We start from the raw sequence: 14,778 nt of genomic DNA on the forward strand, positions 1-14,778 counted from the left end.
CCCCGCCACCCGGCGCGACACCTCCGCCCGGCAGCACTCCCCCTCCCGGCGCAACGCCGCCGCCCGGCAGCACACCTCCGCCCGGCGCAACGCCTCCCCCGGGCAGCACACCACCACCCGGCAGCACCCCGCCCGCGGGAATGACTCCCCCGGCGGGCAATACGTCTCCTGGCGGGGCAGTTTCTCCGGGGGGATCCACTCCTCCGGCAGGCAGTACGCCTCCTGGCGGCGCGACTTCTCCAGGCGGATCCAATCCCCCGGCAGGCAACACTTCTCCGGGTGGCGCGACTTCTCCAGGCGGATCCAATCCCCCGGCAGGCAGTACGCCTCCTGGCGGCGCGACTTCTCCAGGCGGATCCAATCCCCCGGCAGGCAACACGCCTCCGGGTGGTGGCGCTCCCGCCGGAGGCACTACTCCTCCGGCTGGCAACCCTCCCGACGCGACGACACCGGGCGGTAGCGGTGATCCCGGCACCAATTCGGCGCTCGGGAACGGCGCGGGACCGGCTGCCGATCCGGAACCGGCTGCCGCACCGAATTGTGTTGCGCTGACCGTGCATTCGACCTCCGCTTCGACCACGGCGGAGTTGACCGGGCTGAATCGGAAGGATGGGACGCCCTACCGGACCACGGTCGAGCGGGATGTGCGGCCGCAGATCGTCGGTGTGTACACCGATTTGGATCGGGCGCGGGTCACCGATGCGCGGTTGCACGCGGAGATCGATTCGCGGTTCTCGTCGAGTCCGAGTGCGCTCAAGATCGCGGCGATCATCGGGGCGGTGTTGTGCACGCTCATCGCGCTGAGCTGCCTGCACCTCATCGATTCCGCCGACGGCCGCCGGGCGCGGCGATTCCGGCCCGCCCGCTGGTGGCGGTTCGGCGCGGTCGACGGCGTGCTGCTCGGCACCTTGGCACTGTGGCATGTGATCGGGGCCAATACCTCCGATGACGGTTACATCCTCACCATGGCTCGGGTGTCCAAGCACGCCGGGTACACCGCGAACTACTACCGCTGGTTCCAGGTCGCCGAAGCGCCGTTCGGCTGGCCGTACGAACTCCTCGCGCAGATGACGCGGGTGAGCGACGCCAGCCTGTGGCTGCGGCTGCCGTCCCTGCTGGCGGGCATCCTGTGCTGGCTGGTGATCAGCCGGGAAGTGCTGCCGCGCCTGGGTTCCCGGGTGCGCGCGAATTCCGCCGCCCGCTGGACCGCCGGACTGGTCTTCCTGGCCATCTGGCTCCCGTTCAACAACGGCCTGCGCCCGGAACCCCTCATCGCCCTCGGCGCACTGCTCACCTGGTGCTCCATGGAGCGCGCCATCGCCACCCGGCGCCTGCTGCCCGCCGCGGTAGCAGCGCTCATCGCGGCCTTCTCCCTCGCCGCGGGCCCGAGCGGCCTGATCTGCCTGGCCGCGTTGATCGCCGGCTCACGTTCGGTGGTCCGCACCGTAATCGCCCGCGCCCGAACCGATTCCGGCAGCGCGCCGAGTGCGTCCGCGGGCCGCGATCCCGGCGCGGAAACCGAAGAGGGAGGTGGCCGAACCTCCCTCCGCCACGGCGATGTCGATCAGGATCCCGCCGCCGGTGCGGTACGCGGCCGCGAGATCGCTTCGGCCAGTGGCCATTCCGGGGGGAAGCTGCTCCGATACGGTGCATTGGCGGCTCCCATCATCGCGGCCGGGGTCCTGGTGCTGGTGGTGGTGTTCGCGGATCAGACGGTGGCTTCGGTGTTGGAGGCCACCCGGGTGCGGACGGTCGTCGGACCGAATCTGACCTGGGTGGACGAGCCGACGCGCTGGGAATCGCTCCTATCGCTGACACCGGACGGTTCGCTGGCACGCCGGTTCGGGATTCTCGCAATGCTGTTGTGCCTGGGCGTTTGCGTGCTTGTCGCGCGCGGGCGGGGCGGGCGGATTCCGGATACGGCGCGCGGGCCGGTGGCGCGGGTGCTGGGCATTGTGTTCATGTCACCGCTGCTGATGATGTTCACCCCAACCAAGTGGACGCATCACTTCGGGGTGTACGCGGGACTGGCCGCCGCGCTGGCCGCGATCACCACGGTCGCGTTGAGCGGCACCAGGATTCGCGCACCGTATCGGCGCTCGCTGTTCGGGGCGGCCGTGCTGTTCCTGCTGGCGATCACCTTCACCGGATCGAATGGCTGGTGGTATGTCTCCGGATACGGCGTCTCGTGGCCGGACCGTGCCCCCACGCTCGGCGGGCTGAGCCTTGCCACCCTCCTGCTGATCCTGACGGCACTGTGCCTGGCGGTGGCGGGCCGGCGGTACTACCGCGAGCCCTACGGAACCGACTCTCCCACAAGCCGTTTCGACCGATTCCGCCCGCTGACTATCGCGACCGCCGCACTGGTGCTGTTCGAGGCGGCGTCCATGGCACACGCCGCTTACGACCGATACCCGGCGTATTCGGTGGCGCTGTCCAACCTGCGCGCACTCGCGGGCAAGGACTGCGCCCTGGCGGACGACGTGCTGGTGGAGACGGATACCCCGGGCTCCTTACTCCAGCCGTACACCGGAAAGACCGCCGACGGTCTGTCCGCCGGCAATGTCGGATTCACCGCCAATGGCGTCGGTGATCTCCTGCCCGATCCCGGGCCGGGCGGTCAGTCCGGTCCACCGTCGGGCAGCGGACCGCCCCCGGGCGGCGGCCCCTCCGGCGGTCCGGGCAGCGGTCCCGGCGGACCTCCCGGCGCTCCCGGCGGCACGACCACCGAGACCGGAATCAATGGCAGCACGGTGGCTTTGCCCTTCGGCCTGGACCCGGCGCGCACCCCCGTCCTGGGCAGCTACGCCACCGGCGACAAACAGCCCGCCCACCTGACCACCCAGTGGTACCGCATGGATCTGGCTGCCGTACAGCAGGATTCGGCCTATCGGGTACTGGTGTTGACCGTCGCCGGACGCATCGAGGACCAACAGCTCCGAGTCGAGTTCGCGCACCGCGCCGATGACGGCACCGTGCGCCCGCTCGGCGATCTGCCGCCGCCGAGTGTCGGCGGCGCGCCCATGTGGCGCAATCTGCCGATCGCCCTGGATCGAATTCCCGCGCAGACCAATGCGATTCGCCTGGTCGCCAAGGTCGACGCGCTCACCGGCAAACAGTGGATCGCGCTCACCCCGCCCCGGCTGCCACGCCTGGCCACCCTGGATTCGGTGGTCGGCCACTCCGAGCCGGTGCTGACGGATTTCCATGTGGGACTTGCCTTCCCGTGCCAGCATCCGCTGGATCACAAGGATGGCGTGGCGGAGCTGCCCGGCTGGCGCATTACCCCGGACAAGCTCAATGCGCAGGTCTCCAGCTCCTGGGAGGGTGATTCCGGCGGCGGCCCCCTGGGCTGGATCAACCTGGTGTTGCAGCCCCGCACCGTCCCGGCCTATCTCGAGAATGATTGGACCCGGGATTGGGGTGAACTCCAGCGCTACCAGTTCGCGGCCAATGCCCGTGCGCCGCAGGCGGATATCGGTGTCAGCGTCGAAAACCGCTGGGGCTGGACCGATGACGACCCCATCAAGGTCAAATAGCCGACACAACCGAGCAAAAGAAACCGCCGCGGTCCGAATTCCGGACCGCGGCGGTGCTTTTCGTTATACCTACTTCTGCGGCGGCTGCCCGCCACCGGGCGGACCGTCACCCGGCGGCTGCTGTCCACCGGGCGGCTGCGCCCCCGGGGGCAGCGGCTTACCGATGTGCTGCGCGATATCGGGCATCAGGCGATTGGCCACCTGCTCCCATTGCCCCCAGTTGTGCACCCCGATGCTCGGGAAGTCGTAGGTGACATTGTCATAACCCAGCGCCTGCAACCGCGACTGGAACGCCTTGGTATTGGCCAGCGCGATCCCCTCCAGCGGCATGCCCTGGATGATGGCGTCCGGTGACGACAGATCCTGTTGCGCCGGAACGGCACTGCCCGCGGCGATGTACAGCCGCGTGTTGTTGGCGATCAGCGTCGGCGCGAAGGCGACCGCGTCGAGCCGCTCCCACTCCGGGCTGCCCGCCGCCGCCATGGCGTCGATGTTGTAGCCACCGGCGGCGAGCATGGCCAGCCGCAGGGCTTCCCGCATTCCGGGGGCGGACGAGTGCAGATACCCCGAAAGCGATCCGGCGTACACGAACTGGTCCGGATGGTAGGCGGCCAGCACCACCGCGGCGCTGCCGCCGCTGGAGAGCCCGAACACCCCGTTGCGAGAGTCGCTGAACCCCAGCCGGTCTCGCAACGCGTTGCGCAGATTCTGGGTGAGGAAGGTTTCCCACTTGTAGGTATTGGTCTTGCCCGCGGTCTCGTCCCATCCCGCGATGGCCGATCCCGAATCCCGGCTCGGCAGCATGGAGGCGTCGGGATTGACGCCGAAGAAGCTGCTCGGCTCATGCCAGTCCGCGTAGAAACTCGATTCGCCGCCGACCGGGGTGACGACATTGATATTGAACTTGGCGAGCTGGGCCGGAATACCGGTGTGCAGCTCCCACCCGTTCATATCGTTCTGGGCCCGTTCGCCGTCGAGCAGATAGACCACCCGATCGGTATTGCCGTCCGCCGCCCGCCAGATCCGTGATTTGATCGCTCCCATGGGGGAATCGACCATGAAGTCGAATCCCGCCGGGTCGTATTCCGCCGTGGCGGGTCCAGCCGCCACCACCGACGCCCCGAAGGGAACGAGTGCCACCGCGACGGCGCCGACCACCGTCCGCCTGGCCCATCCACCCCGGGATCTGTGTCGGCGCTCCTGCGCCCCTCGCACAGCCACGCCACGCATATCCTGTTATGCCCTTCCGTTGTGCGGCCCGACTCGGCCACTCCCCACACCGACCCGCGCCGCCTCCTAAGGGCCGCAGCCGATCTCGCCGAGCAGCATAACGCGCCCGTCACGCCCCGTCCCCACCGAATGAGAACCTGGACAATCGATCACCCGTCCAGGTTCGTGCCTGTCAATCCACTCCGGAGGCGGCGGGTGCGCTCACGGTGAAGGCGGCGCTGCGCCCGCGCGCGTCCAGTCGACCATCACCCCAACTGGCACCGGCGTATCCGTCGACCTCGATGGCGTACTCCCCCGCCGCGAGCGTCTCGGGCAGACGCACCGAGGCCCACGGATGGCCGTCGACCAACTCCACATAGGTCCGCTCCATCCCGGATCCCAACGCCACCAGGAAGATTCGCGCGTACTCCAACTTCATATGCGCCGCCGTCGCGCTCTCGGGTGCCCAGCCGACCCCGAGTCGCCCCGCGGTCTCGCCGAATTCGACGGTGACCCGCAGCCTCGCCTCCCCCTCCAGCCCCGCCTGATAGCTCACGACATCCTCCTCGACCACCCGGCCGCGCGCGCCCCACCGACGACGCCCCGACCAGGCATTGCTGTCCTCCAGGCTGGCACGAAGACCGCGGCGAGGCAATGTGGCCGCCCGGTCCGCGCACCACGCGCGTCAACCGCTTGCCGGAGGGGCGGGTGAGTGTCTGGCAGTGGCGACGCACGTGGCTGTTAGGCTGCGGTCATGTCCCTCAGCGTCCGTCTCGCCCCCGGTTGCCGCCCGCGCGGCTGCCGCGCGCCGGCGCGACGGGTGCTGGGTCGGCGGGTCCGGTATGTGATCGGATCCGAGCCCGGGCAGGTCAACGGCATGCGATGGCTCGGCGCGTCGCGCGCCGGACAGGGCGTCTGAGGAGCTTCAGCTCCCAGCCCCGCCGTCTCCTCAGCGAGCGTGTTCCCGACTCCGCGGTGAGTCGGGATTCGGCGCGCGGATACGCGTCTTCAGACCCCGACCCGAGCCGGACGACCGGGGGCGCATGCCCTGGGAGCAGACCATGACCAGTGAATTCTTCATACCCGATTCCGATGACCGAATCCCCAGCGCCGCAGGGTATTTCGGTGATTTCGGCGGCAAGTTCATTCCGGAGGCGCTCGTCGCCGCGGTGGACGAGGTGGCAGCCGAATACGACAGGGCCAAACTGGACCCGGCATTCGTCGCCGAGTTCGACGCGCTGCTGGCCGACTACGCGGGCCGTCCGACCACCCTCACCGAGACGCCGCGATTCGCGGCGCACGCGGGCGGGGCGCGGATCTTCCTCAAGCGCGAGGACCTGAACCACACCGGTTCACACAAGATCAACAACGTCCTGGGCCAGGCCCTGCTCACCCGGCGCATGGGCAAGCGTCGGGTGATCGCCGAAACCGGTGCGGGATCGCACGGCGTCGCGACCGCGACCGCCTGTGCGCTCTTCGGCCTCGAATGCACCGTGTACATGGGTGAAGTCGATATGGCGCGCCAGGCGCTCAATGTGGCGCGCATGGAAATGCTGGGGGCGCAGGTCGTTCCGGTGACCTCCGGGTCGCGCACCCTCAAGGACGCCATCAATGAGACGTTCCGCGATTGGGTCGCCAATGCCGACACCACGCACTACATCTTCGGCACGGTGGCTGGCCCGCATCCCTTCCCCGCCATGATTCGCGATTTCCAGCGCGTGATCGGCGTGGAGGCGCGACGCCAAATCCTCCGGCGCGCGGGCCGTCTGCCCGATGCGGCAATCGCCTGCGTCGGCGGCGGATCCAATGCCATCGGCCTGTTCCACCCCTTCCTCGGCGATGAGCGGGTGCGGCTGATCGGCTGCGAGGCGGCCGGGCACGGTATCGAGACCGGCGAGCACGCCGCGACGCTGAGTGCGGGCGAACCCGGCATCCTGCACGGCTCCCGCTCCTTCGTACTCCAGGACGATGAGGGTCAGATCACCGAACCCTGTTCCATCTCAGCGGGTCTCGACTATCCCGGCATCGGTCCGGAGCACGCGTACCTGCACGATATCGGCCGCGGCGAATACCGCCCGATCACCGATGACGCGGCCATGCGGGCGTTCGCGCTGCTGTCCGCCACCGAGGGCATCATTCCCGCGATCGAGAGCGCGCACGCGCTGGCCGGAGCCCTGGAGGTCGGCCGCGAACTCGGTTCGGACGGACTGATTCTGGTCAATCTCTCCGGCCGCGGCGATAAGGATATGGATACCGCGACCAAGTACTTCGCCCGGCGGGCGGTCGCCCAGTGAGCGGGAACCGGCAACTGCTGACCGATACCCTCGCCAAGACCGCGGGCGAGAACCGCGCCGCGCTCATCGCGTATCTGCCCGCCGGTTTCCCCACCGTCGACGGCGGTATCACCGCGATGACCACCATCCTGGAGAGTGGGGCCGATATCTTCGAAGTCGGTCTGCCGCACAGTGATCCGGTGCTGGACGGCCCGATCGTCCAAACCGCCGACGATATCGCCCTGCGCGGCGGACTCCGGATCAAGGATGTGCTGCGCACGGTGCGCGCGGTGTACGCGGCGACCGGTAAACCGATTCTGATCATGAGTTACTGGAATCCCATCCAGCGCTACGGAATCGAGCGTTTCACCACCGAACTGGCCGCGGCGGGCGGCGCAGGGTGCATCCTCTCGGATCTACCGGTCCAGGAATCGACGGAATGGCGCGCCCGTGCCGACGCACTGGGCTTGGCAACGGTTTTCGTGGTCGCACCCAGCAGCACCAATGACCGGCTGGCCGAAATAACCACGGCCGGTTCGGGATTCGTCTACGCCTCGGCACTGATGGGAGTCACCGGCAGCGAACGATCCGTCGGAGCGGCGGCGAGCACCCTGGTGCGACGCGTCAAGGCGACCACCGACCTGCCCGTCTGCGTCGGCATCGGCATCTCCACCCCCGCCCAGGCCACCGAGGTCGCGGCCTTCGCGGACGGGGTGATCGTCGGCACCGCCCTGGTCAAGGCCCTACTCGACGCGCCGGACGAGCAGACCGGCCTGACCGCCGTCCGCCACCTCACCACCGCCCTCGCCGACGCCGTGCGCGCACGGTAGCGCGGGCGACTCCCCTCGTCGTCCCGGTGTGCCTCTCGGCCGGGATCCATATCAGCCGGACACGAGCTGAGCGTGTGGATCCCGGCCACAACATGCCGGGATGGCGGGGAGAACGCACTCCGGTATGACGGGAGAGCGCGTGACGGAATGACCGGTCGAGGGGTGGCCGTCAGCGGATGCAGGTGGTGCCCGCGGAGAGCACCCCGAGCACGCACTCCGGTGCGGCCGATCCGGTCCCGGCGCCGATATGCGGGTAGACGGCGGTCAGGAATCCGTACACGGTGTCCACGACCAGTCCCACTCCCAAACCAGTCAGTACCGACAAGATATTGGGGTCCATATCCGCCCACAGTAGTCCGGTCTTCGGGGGGCGAGGCGCGGCGAGTTCTGGTTGTATCCCGGCTATGGCTTTGCATATGAGCGCGGACGGGGATTGGCACATCGGTGACGACCCACTCGATCTGGATCCGTTCCTGCGTGAGCTGGGCGCGGAGGGCTATGCGATCCATGAGGTCAGACATTCGGTCTGCGGGAATTGCGGTACCGATGTCTTCGGCGTCTCGGGCGACCCCGCCGTGGGCACCATCCGCCGCGAATGCCGCGGCTGCGGCACAGCCCATTTCGTAGCAGACTGCGGCGACGACTGGGACGACAGCGGCACCGAGCCCATGGTCTGCGACTGCGAGCAGCGGGACTTCAATATCGCGGTCGGCTATTCGCTCTATGCCGCGGGCACGGGGATTCGCGCCCTCGCCACGGCCGAACGCTGCCTGTCCTGCGGCCGCATCGAATCCTTCACCGGCTGGATGGTCCGAGGCGGTGACCTGCACCTGCTCGACCTGGCCTAGGACCGTTCGGCTCCGCCCCCGCATGGCCCCTCCACAATTGGGGTGGACGGGGTGCGCGGACTCGATGCGGGTCATCGGGTCCCGCTTCTTCGCCCGCCATCTCGGTGGGAAACTCTCACCGGCGCTTCCCAGTGCGATCGGCCGTCCTAGGCTGTGCGAGAGATCGATTCGTACGAGCGGAGGATTCGCAATGGTGATCGTCGCCGGCCACATCATGGTGGACCCGCAACAGCGGGAGTCCTATCTCGCGGAGTGCGCGACGGTCGTGGAGCACGCGCGCTTGGCCTCGGGGTGCCTGGATTACTCGCTCGCCGCGGATCTGGTCGATCCGGGCCGAATCAATATCTTCGAGCGGTGGAAGTCGCGGGCGGCGGTGGAGGCCTTTCGGGGCAGCGGGCCGTCGGAGTCGCAGAACGCGCAGATCCGATCGTCGTCGGTCGCCGAGTACGAGATCTCGGATGTGCGCGGGCTGTGCTGAATCCGACCGCTCGGTCCCGAGCTTTGCTAGAGATTCGCGGAACACATCGCGGCGGATCCCGTCGACACAACTTCGCAATTCCCGAGCCCTCACTTTGCGGGGATTGCATCCGAAAGTGTCGCTGAGATAACAGAATAGGTATGTTGTGAGCTACGGTCGGGCGTGTTGCGCGAGTGCGCCCGACCCCGGTGTAGCCGACAGGATTGACGAAACCCCATATGGCCGTGATGTTTCTCTGGATAGTTGTTCCTCTGCTCGTGGTCGCGGTGGCGGCGGCGGGCTATGCGGCGGTGCGCGTCCGCGCGGAGCGTAAACGCGCCGATCAACTGGCCGCGCAAGTGCGGGGCTGGGAGCAACTGCTCGAACAGCTTGTGCGCAAGACGCTTCCGTCGGTCACCGAATCGATTCGGCGACCGGGTATGCCGATCACCGGAACCGAGAGCCCGCCCGGACTGGAGCAGTCCACCATCGCCCCGCTGGTCTGGCAAACCGTCGAATACTTTGCCGAGGATTTGCGCCTGCTCTGGGCCGAGGCCTCGGAGCAGGGTAAGCGCGAGGTCGAGGCGCAGGCTCGGCAGGCGATCGCCAAGGCCGAACAGGCCGTGCGCGATGAGGCGCAGGCGGCGCGGGATCAGGCGCAGGGCGCATCCCGCGATGTGACCGGCGCGGCCGTGCGCTCCTTCGGCACCTCGGTGGTGAGCCTGGGCGCGGACGTCGGCAAGGTGGTCAGCGCCGCGCTGCGCGAGCATCGCGATGACGCGGTCTACGAGACCCTCATTCGCATCGATCACAGTGTGCAGCAGATGATCCGGCAGGCGCAGTCCTATGTGATCGTCAGCGGCGGCCTGCCCGGCCGGCGCTGGCCGCAGCAGTCGGTCACCGATGTGGTCGGCGGCGCGGTCGGCCGTGTCCGCGACTATCTGCGGGTGCGCACCACCCAGGCCGATCGCGTGGTGGTCAGCCGCGTGGTGGAGCCGCTGGTGCACACCGTGGCGACCCTGCTCGACAACGCGCTGCGGTATTCGCCGCCGACCTCGTTCGTGGACATCAGCTTTCAGGAGGGTCACCACGGCGTGACCATCCTCATCGATGATGCCGGGGTGCGGATGAACCCCGAACAGCTCGAGGACGCCCGCCAGGTGCTCGCCGGTGAACGCGCGGTCGACATCCTCGAACTCGGCCCCGCGCCGAAGATCGGCTTCCCGTCCATCGCGGCGCTGGTGCGCCGCTACGGCTTCAGCGTCTACGTCGACGGCCCGAACGCCTACGGCGGTGTGCGCGCCATGGTCTTCATTCCCGAATCACTCTTGGTCGCACCGCAGGACGTGCCGGAGCAGCCCGCCTTGGCCACGCCCGTGGTCGTCGCCCCGGCGCAGGAGCCAACCACTGTGGAAGAGGAAGAAATCGCCGCGGCCCTCACCGCCAGCGGCCTCACCAAGCGGCGGCGGCGCACGGTGGTGCAGCCCAGCGGGCCCACCTCCGCCCCGATGCCCGCCTTGCAGGCGGCGCCCAGTCTTCCGCAGACGCTCGAACCCGAGCCCGCGCCCGCGCTTCAACTAGCTCGACCGGATATCGCCGTGGCGTGGTACAGCGGTTCAGTCAGTGGCCGTGTCGCCGCAGCCGAAACCGACCAGACCGAAGGGAAGAACTCGTGAACTCACCGACAGCCGCCGATCCGCACACCGCGGTCCCCAACCCCGATGGCACCAACCGGCTGGGCTGGATGCTCTCGGACCTCGATATCCCCGGCGTCCGGTTCGCGGTACTGCTTTCGGAGGACGGCCTGCGCATCGCGCACTCGGGCACCATCTCCAAGGATGACGCCGAGCGCTTCGCCGCCGCGGCCTCGGGTCTGCGCTCACTGGGCAAGGCACTCGGTGAGTTCTGCGGTGGACCCCAGGATCGCGTGCGCCAGAACGTCACCGAGTACGACGGCGGGATGATCTTCATCACCGCCGCCGGCGAGGGTGCGGTCATCGGCGTGTCCACCACCCCGGAGGTCGATGTGGCGCTGGTCGCGCATCGGCTCAACGAGCTGGCCGCGCGGGTCGGGCACGAGCTCGGCGCCATACCGCGCGGCGGCGCCCGGCCGTGACCGGGCCGCGGCGGGATCCCGACCTGGTCCGGGCCTATGTGCGCACGGGTGGGCGTTCGCGCCCCACCCGGCAGCTGGACCTGGTCACCGTGATCGTCGCCGCCGACCTCGTACTACAGGGCGGCTCGCCCGATGCGCGCAGAATCTGCGCGCTGTGCCGAGATGCCCTGTCGCTGGCCGAGATCGCCGCACACCTCGACCTGCCACCCTCGGTGGTGAAGATCGTCGTCGCCGACCTGCTCGACAGCGGTCACCTGATAACCCGGACGCCCGCACACACCCTGCCGGACGTCAGCTTGCTGGAAGAGGTTCTGAATGGGCTCCGTGCCCTTGCGGTCTGAGGCGGCGCCCCCCGGTGTCGACTATCTGGCCCCCACCGTCGTCAAGTCGGTAAAGCTTTTGGTGGCAGGAAATTTCGGCGTCGGGAAGACCACGTTCGTCGGCAGTGTCTCGGAGATCAAACCGCTGCGCACCGAGGAGACCATCACCGAGGCCAGTGTCGGGGTGGACGATCTGGCCGGACTGGGCAGTAAGACGACCACCACCGTGGCCATGGATTTCGGCCGCATCACGCTGAATCCGCAACTGGCGCTGTATCTTTTCGGCACGCCGGGCCAGCAGCGTTTCGTCCCGCTGTGGGAGGAGCTGGCCCTGGGCGCGCTGGGCGCGCTGGTCCTGGTCGACACCCGCCGCATCGAACAATCCGATGAGGTGCTCGCCGTGCTCGAACAGCGCGGCGTGCCGTATTCGGTGGCGGTCAACGAATTCGAGGGCGCGAAGCGGTATCCGCTGGAGGAGATCCGCGATGCGCTCGACCTCGCCGAGGGCACCCCGCTGACCGCCCTGGACGCCCGCGATCGGCGTACCTGCGTGCAGTCGCTCATCACCCTCGTCGAATACCTGTTTCATTCGCGTCAGGAGTCACGGATTTGACCACATCGACCGGGCCGACCGTCCTAGTCGACGGCACGCAATTCCCTTTGTACTCTGAGGAATTCGCTGCCGACCCGCATGGCAATTACCGTACGATGCGGCAGCGCTACGGCTCGCTGGTGCCGGTGGAGCTGGCGCCCGGGGTGCCCGCCACCCTGGTGATCGGCTATCACGACGCGGTGCGGATTCTCAATGACCCGGAACACTTTCCGGCCGATCCGCGCATCTGGCAGCAGAACATTCCGGCCGACTGCCCGGTGAAGCCGATGATGGAGTGGTACCCGAATGTGCTGCGCAACGCCGGCGACGCGCACCGGCGGTATCGGCAGGCCAATGTCAGCGCCGTCGACGGCGTGGATCTGCACGGGCTGCACGCCATCGTGGAGCGCGAGGCCATTCCGCTGATCAATACGTTCTGCGAGAACGGATCCGCGGAGCTGATCAGTCAGTACGCCTTCCCGCTGGTCTTCGCCGGACTCAATGACATGCTGGGCTGCCCGCCCGAGATCGGCCAGCGCGTCGCGGCGGGTATGGCGGCGCTCTTCGATTCGGTCGACGAGAACGCCGAGCTGGGTATGCAAATGCTCAGCGGCGCTCTGCTCGAGCTCATCGAGCTCAAGAAGAGCGAGCCCGGCGACGATATGGTGACCCGGCTGCTCCAGCACGACGCGGGCCTGGACGATACCGAGATGCTGGCCAACATCATCAGCATCTACGGCGCGGGCCTGGAGCCGCAGCAGAATCTGATCATCAACACGCTGCGGCTCATCCTCACCGACGATCGCTTCGCCGGTGATGTGCTGGGCGGAAGTCTCTCCACCCGTGACGCTTTGGACGAGGTGCTCTTCAACGACCCGCCCATGGCCAACTTCGCCATCTCCTATCCGCGTCAGCCCATGCTCATCGGCGGGACCTGGCTGCCCGCGCATCAGCCGGTCGTGATCAGCCTGGCGGGCTGCAATAACGATCCCGCCATCGGCGGCGGTGAGCGCATCGGCAATCGATCCCATCTGGCCTGGAGTCTGGGACCGCACGCCTGCCCGGCCAAGTCGGTCGCATCGCTGGTCGCGCAGGAGGCCATCGACCAACTACTGGACGCGCTGCCCGAGCTGCGTCTCGCGGTGCCGGTGGATGAATTATCTTGGCGTGCAGGGCCGTTCCACCGCGCGCTGGCGGCGCTGCCGGTGGTCTTCCCTGCGAGTCCGCCATTGAATGTGAAGTAGGAGAGTTGTTTTGACGATCGAACCCCTGGCGCTGGATCTCACCGGTGTCGACATTCAAGGCGAGAATGCCCGCATCCGCGCTCGTGGACCGGTGACCCTGGTCGAGTTGATGGGTGTGCCAGCCTGGTCGGTCACCGATGCCGAGGTGCTCAAGCGCCTGCTGGCCGATCCCCGGGTGTCGAAGGATCCGGCACAGCACTGGGCGGCCTTCGGAAATGGGGAGGTCACCCCCGAGTGGCCGCTGTTCCCCTGGGTCGCGGCGACCAATATGTTCACCGCGTACGGGGCCGATCACCGGCGCCTGCGCAAGCTGGTGTCGCCCGCGTTCACCCACCGCCGCACCATGGCGCTGCGGCCGCGGATCGAGCAGATCGTGACCGAGCTGCTGGATCGACTGGCAGCCGCCCCGGCGGGTGAAACCGTCGATTTGCGTGAGGGTTTCGCGTACCCGGTGCCGATTCAGGTGCTCACCGAGCTGATAGGCGTGCCCGAGGATCGGGAACCGGCGCTGCGCGTCTGCGTGGCGCGGTTCTTCGATACCGAGATCTCGCCCGAGGCCGCCGGGGCCAACTACGTCGAAATGTTCGGTCTCATCGAGGAACTCGTCGCCTTCAAGCGTGATAATCCGGGTGACGATATGGTCAGCGTGCTCATCGCCACCCGGGACGAGGACGGCGAGCGGCTCACCGAGAAGGAGATGGTCGACACGTTGATGCTGGTCATCAACGCCGGTCACGAGACCACCGTGAACCTTTTGGACCAGGCCATTTTCGCGCTGCTGACCCATCCCGAGCAGTTGGCCGCCGTCCGCGCGGGCGAGGTCACCTGGGAGGACGTGATCGAGGAGACGCTGCGCTACGAAGCGCCGGTGGCTCACCTGCCGCTGCGTTACGCGGTGGAGGATATCGAGATCGACGGCATTCGAATCCCCAGGGGCGACGCCATTCTCGCCTCCTATGCCGCCGCCGGCCGCGATCCGAAGGTCCACGGCGCGACCGCCGAATCCTTCGACGTCACCCGGACCAATAAGGATCATGTCTCCTTCGGCCACGGCGTGCACCACTGCATCGGTGCGCCGCTGGCCCGGCTGGAGGCGAGCATCGCTCTCCCGGCGCTGTTCGATCGCTTCCCGGAATTGCGCTTCGCCACCGACCCGGCCGAGATTCCGCCGGTGATCGGCTTCATCTCCAATGGGCACCGCGAGCTTCCGGTGCGCCGCACCGCCGAGTAGTACCGGCGGCGATTCGGGCCCGGCTCGGGCCGGGCCCGAATGTCAAGTCAGGATTCCTCTGATCGAAGTTGTGGCCGTGCGGGCCCAACTCAATGTTCGAGCACCCACTCCCCGCCGGG

General features: G+C 68.0%; 15 protein-coding genes and 1 pseudogene. 13 read left to right on the forward strand and 3 right to left on the reverse strand.

Annotation, left to right across the window (positions count from 1 at the left end; translation table 11 throughout):
• On the forward strand, positions 1-460 hold a 460-nt coding region (locus tag NA10_RS39655; RefSeq protein WP_245678041.1), incomplete at its 5' end, for a hypothetical protein.
• A pseudogene (locus NA10_RS30320) lies at positions 420-3,539 on the forward strand (arabinosyltransferase domain-containing protein); the annotation flags it as partial. The gene NA10_RS39655 and the pseudogene NA10_RS30320, both read left to right, overlap by 41 nt.
• 69 nt (positions 3,540-3,608) lie before the next feature.
• On the opposite strand, the gene NA10_RS30325 reads toward NA10_RS30320, so the two are convergent.
• Together NA10_RS30325 and NA10_RS30330 are read right to left on the reverse strand one after the other, a co-directional pair.
• A complete protein-coding gene (locus tag NA10_RS30325) occupies positions 3,609-4,769 on the reverse strand; it encodes an alpha/beta hydrolase (protein WP_084515474.1) in 1,161 nt (386 codons plus the stop codon).
• Positions 4,770-4,941: 172 nt separating this feature from the next.
• Positions 4,942-5,304 carry a hypothetical protein gene (locus tag NA10_RS30330; protein ID WP_157556842.1) on the reverse strand — a complete coding sequence of 121 codons (363 nt, stop codon included), beginning with the start codon at positions 5,302-5,304 and terminating at the stop codon, positions 4,942-4,944.
• Between the two features lie 198 nt (positions 5,305-5,502).
• Between NA10_RS30330 and trpM the strand changes: the two genes are divergently transcribed.
• The 3 genes from trpM to trpA all read left to right on the forward strand — a co-directional run bounded on the left by trpM (position 5,503) and on the right by trpA (position 7,851).
• The gene (gene trpM, locus NA10_RS37800; RefSeq protein ID WP_169812676.1) at positions 5,503-5,667 is read left to right on the forward strand and encodes a tryptophan biosynthesis modulator TrpM; all 165 of its coding nucleotides are present in this window, start codon (positions 5,503-5,505) and stop codon (positions 5,665-5,667) included.
• Positions 5,668-5,809: 142 nt separating this feature from the next.
• Positions 5,810-7,042 carry a tryptophan synthase subunit beta gene (trpB, locus tag NA10_RS30335; protein WP_067574137.1) on the forward strand — a complete coding sequence of 411 codons (1,233 nt, stop codon included), beginning with the start codon at positions 5,810-5,812 and terminating at the stop codon, positions 7,040-7,042.
• Positions 7,039-7,851: a tryptophan synthase subunit alpha gene (trpA, locus tag NA10_RS30340; RefSeq protein ID WP_067574071.1), complete on the forward strand. Its 813-nt coding sequence runs from the start codon at positions 7,039-7,041 to the stop codon at positions 7,849-7,851. Before trpB ends, trpA begins: the two co-directional genes overlap by 4 nt.
• Positions 7,852-8,020: 169 nt before the next feature.
• On the opposite strand, the gene NA10_RS37230 is transcribed toward trpA, so the two are convergent.
• Complete coding sequence (locus NA10_RS37230; RefSeq protein WP_157556843.1) at positions 8,021-8,191, reverse strand: hypothetical protein; 171 nt, start codon at positions 8,189-8,191, stop codon at positions 8,021-8,023.
• A 64-nt stretch (positions 8,192-8,255) separates the two neighbouring features.
• Between NA10_RS37230 and NA10_RS30345 the strand changes: the two genes are divergently transcribed.
• From NA10_RS30345 to NA10_RS30380, 8 genes are all read left to right on the forward strand, one after another.
• Positions 8,256-8,699 carry a hypothetical protein gene (locus NA10_RS30345; protein ID WP_157556844.1) on the forward strand — a complete coding sequence of 148 codons (444 nt, stop codon included), beginning with the start codon at positions 8,256-8,258 and terminating at the stop codon, positions 8,697-8,699.
• A gap of 190 nt (positions 8,700-8,889) precedes the next feature.
• Entirely contained in the window at positions 8,890-9,177 is a 288-nt protein-coding gene (locus NA10_RS30350; protein ID WP_067574075.1) for a putative quinol monooxygenase, read from the forward strand.
• Between the two features lie 218 nt (positions 9,178-9,395).
• Complete coding sequence (locus tag NA10_RS30355) at positions 9,396-10,832, forward strand: ATP-binding protein (protein ID WP_067574076.1); 1,437 nt, start codon at positions 9,396-9,398, stop codon at positions 10,830-10,832.
• A gap of 68 nt (positions 10,833-10,900) precedes the next feature.
• Positions 10,901-11,272, forward strand: a complete 372-nt coding sequence (locus tag NA10_RS30360; protein ID WP_067574139.1) for a roadblock/LC7 domain-containing protein — start codon at positions 10,901-10,903, stop codon at positions 11,270-11,272.
• Positions 11,269-11,613: a DUF742 domain-containing protein gene (locus NA10_RS30365; RefSeq protein ID WP_067574077.1), complete on the forward strand. Its 345-nt coding sequence runs from the start codon at positions 11,269-11,271 to the stop codon at positions 11,611-11,613. The genes NA10_RS30360 and NA10_RS30365 overlap by 4 nt, the downstream gene beginning before the upstream one ends.
• Positions 11,588-12,205 carry a GTP-binding protein gene (locus NA10_RS30370; RefSeq protein WP_067574079.1) on the forward strand — a complete coding sequence of 206 codons (618 nt, stop codon included), beginning with the start codon at positions 11,588-11,590 and terminating at the stop codon, positions 12,203-12,205. Before NA10_RS30365 ends, NA10_RS30370 begins: the two co-directional genes overlap by 26 nt.
• The gene (locus NA10_RS30375) at positions 12,202-13,428 is read left to right on the forward strand and encodes a cytochrome P450 (protein WP_067574081.1); all 1,227 of its coding nucleotides are present in this window, start codon (positions 12,202-12,204) and stop codon (positions 13,426-13,428) included. Before NA10_RS30370 ends, NA10_RS30375 begins: the two co-directional genes overlap by 4 nt.
• Positions 13,429-13,438: 10 nt before the next feature.
• The gene (locus NA10_RS30380) at positions 13,439-14,659 is read left to right on the forward strand and encodes a cytochrome P450 family protein (RefSeq protein WP_067574083.1); all 1,221 of its coding nucleotides are present in this window, start codon (positions 13,439-13,441) and stop codon (positions 14,657-14,659) included.
• Positions 14,660-14,778: the final 119 nt, after the last annotated feature.

The organism is Nocardia acidivorans NBRC 108247 (assembly GCF_001625085.1).
GTDB classification, from domain to species: domain Bacteria; phylum Actinomycetota; class Actinomycetes; order Mycobacteriales; family Mycobacteriaceae; genus Nocardia; species Nocardia acidivorans.

Coding starts and splice junctions, on each gene's coding strand:
- NA10_RS30325 (WP_084515474.1), bottom strand. CDS start 4,769: ATGCGTGGCGTGGCTGTGCGAGGGGCGCAGGAGCGCCGACACAGATCC.
- trpM (WP_169812676.1), top strand. CDS start 5,503: ATGTCCCTCAGCGTCCGTCTCGCCCCCGGTTGCCGCCCGCGCGGCTGC.
- trpB (WP_067574137.1), top strand. CDS start 5,810: ATGACCAGTGAATTCTTCATACCCGATTCCGATGACCGAATCCCCAGC.
- NA10_RS37230 (WP_157556843.1), bottom strand. CDS start 8,191: ATGGACCCCAATATCTTGTCGGTACTGACTGGTTTGGGAGTGGGACTG.
- NA10_RS30345 (WP_157556844.1), top strand. CDS start 8,256: ATGGCTTTGCATATGAGCGCGGACGGGGATTGGCACATCGGTGACGAC.
- NA10_RS30350 (WP_067574075.1), top strand. CDS start 8,890: ATGGTGATCGTCGCCGGCCACATCATGGTGGACCCGCAACAGCGGGAG.
- NA10_RS30355 (WP_067574076.1), top strand. CDS start 9,396: ATGGCCGTGATGTTTCTCTGGATAGTTGTTCCTCTGCTCGTGGTCGCG.
- NA10_RS30360 (WP_067574139.1), top strand. CDS start 10,901: ATGCTCTCGGACCTCGATATCCCCGGCGTCCGGTTCGCGGTACTGCTT.
- NA10_RS30370 (WP_067574079.1), top strand. CDS start 11,588: ATGGGCTCCGTGCCCTTGCGGTCTGAGGCGGCGCCCCCCGGTGTCGAC.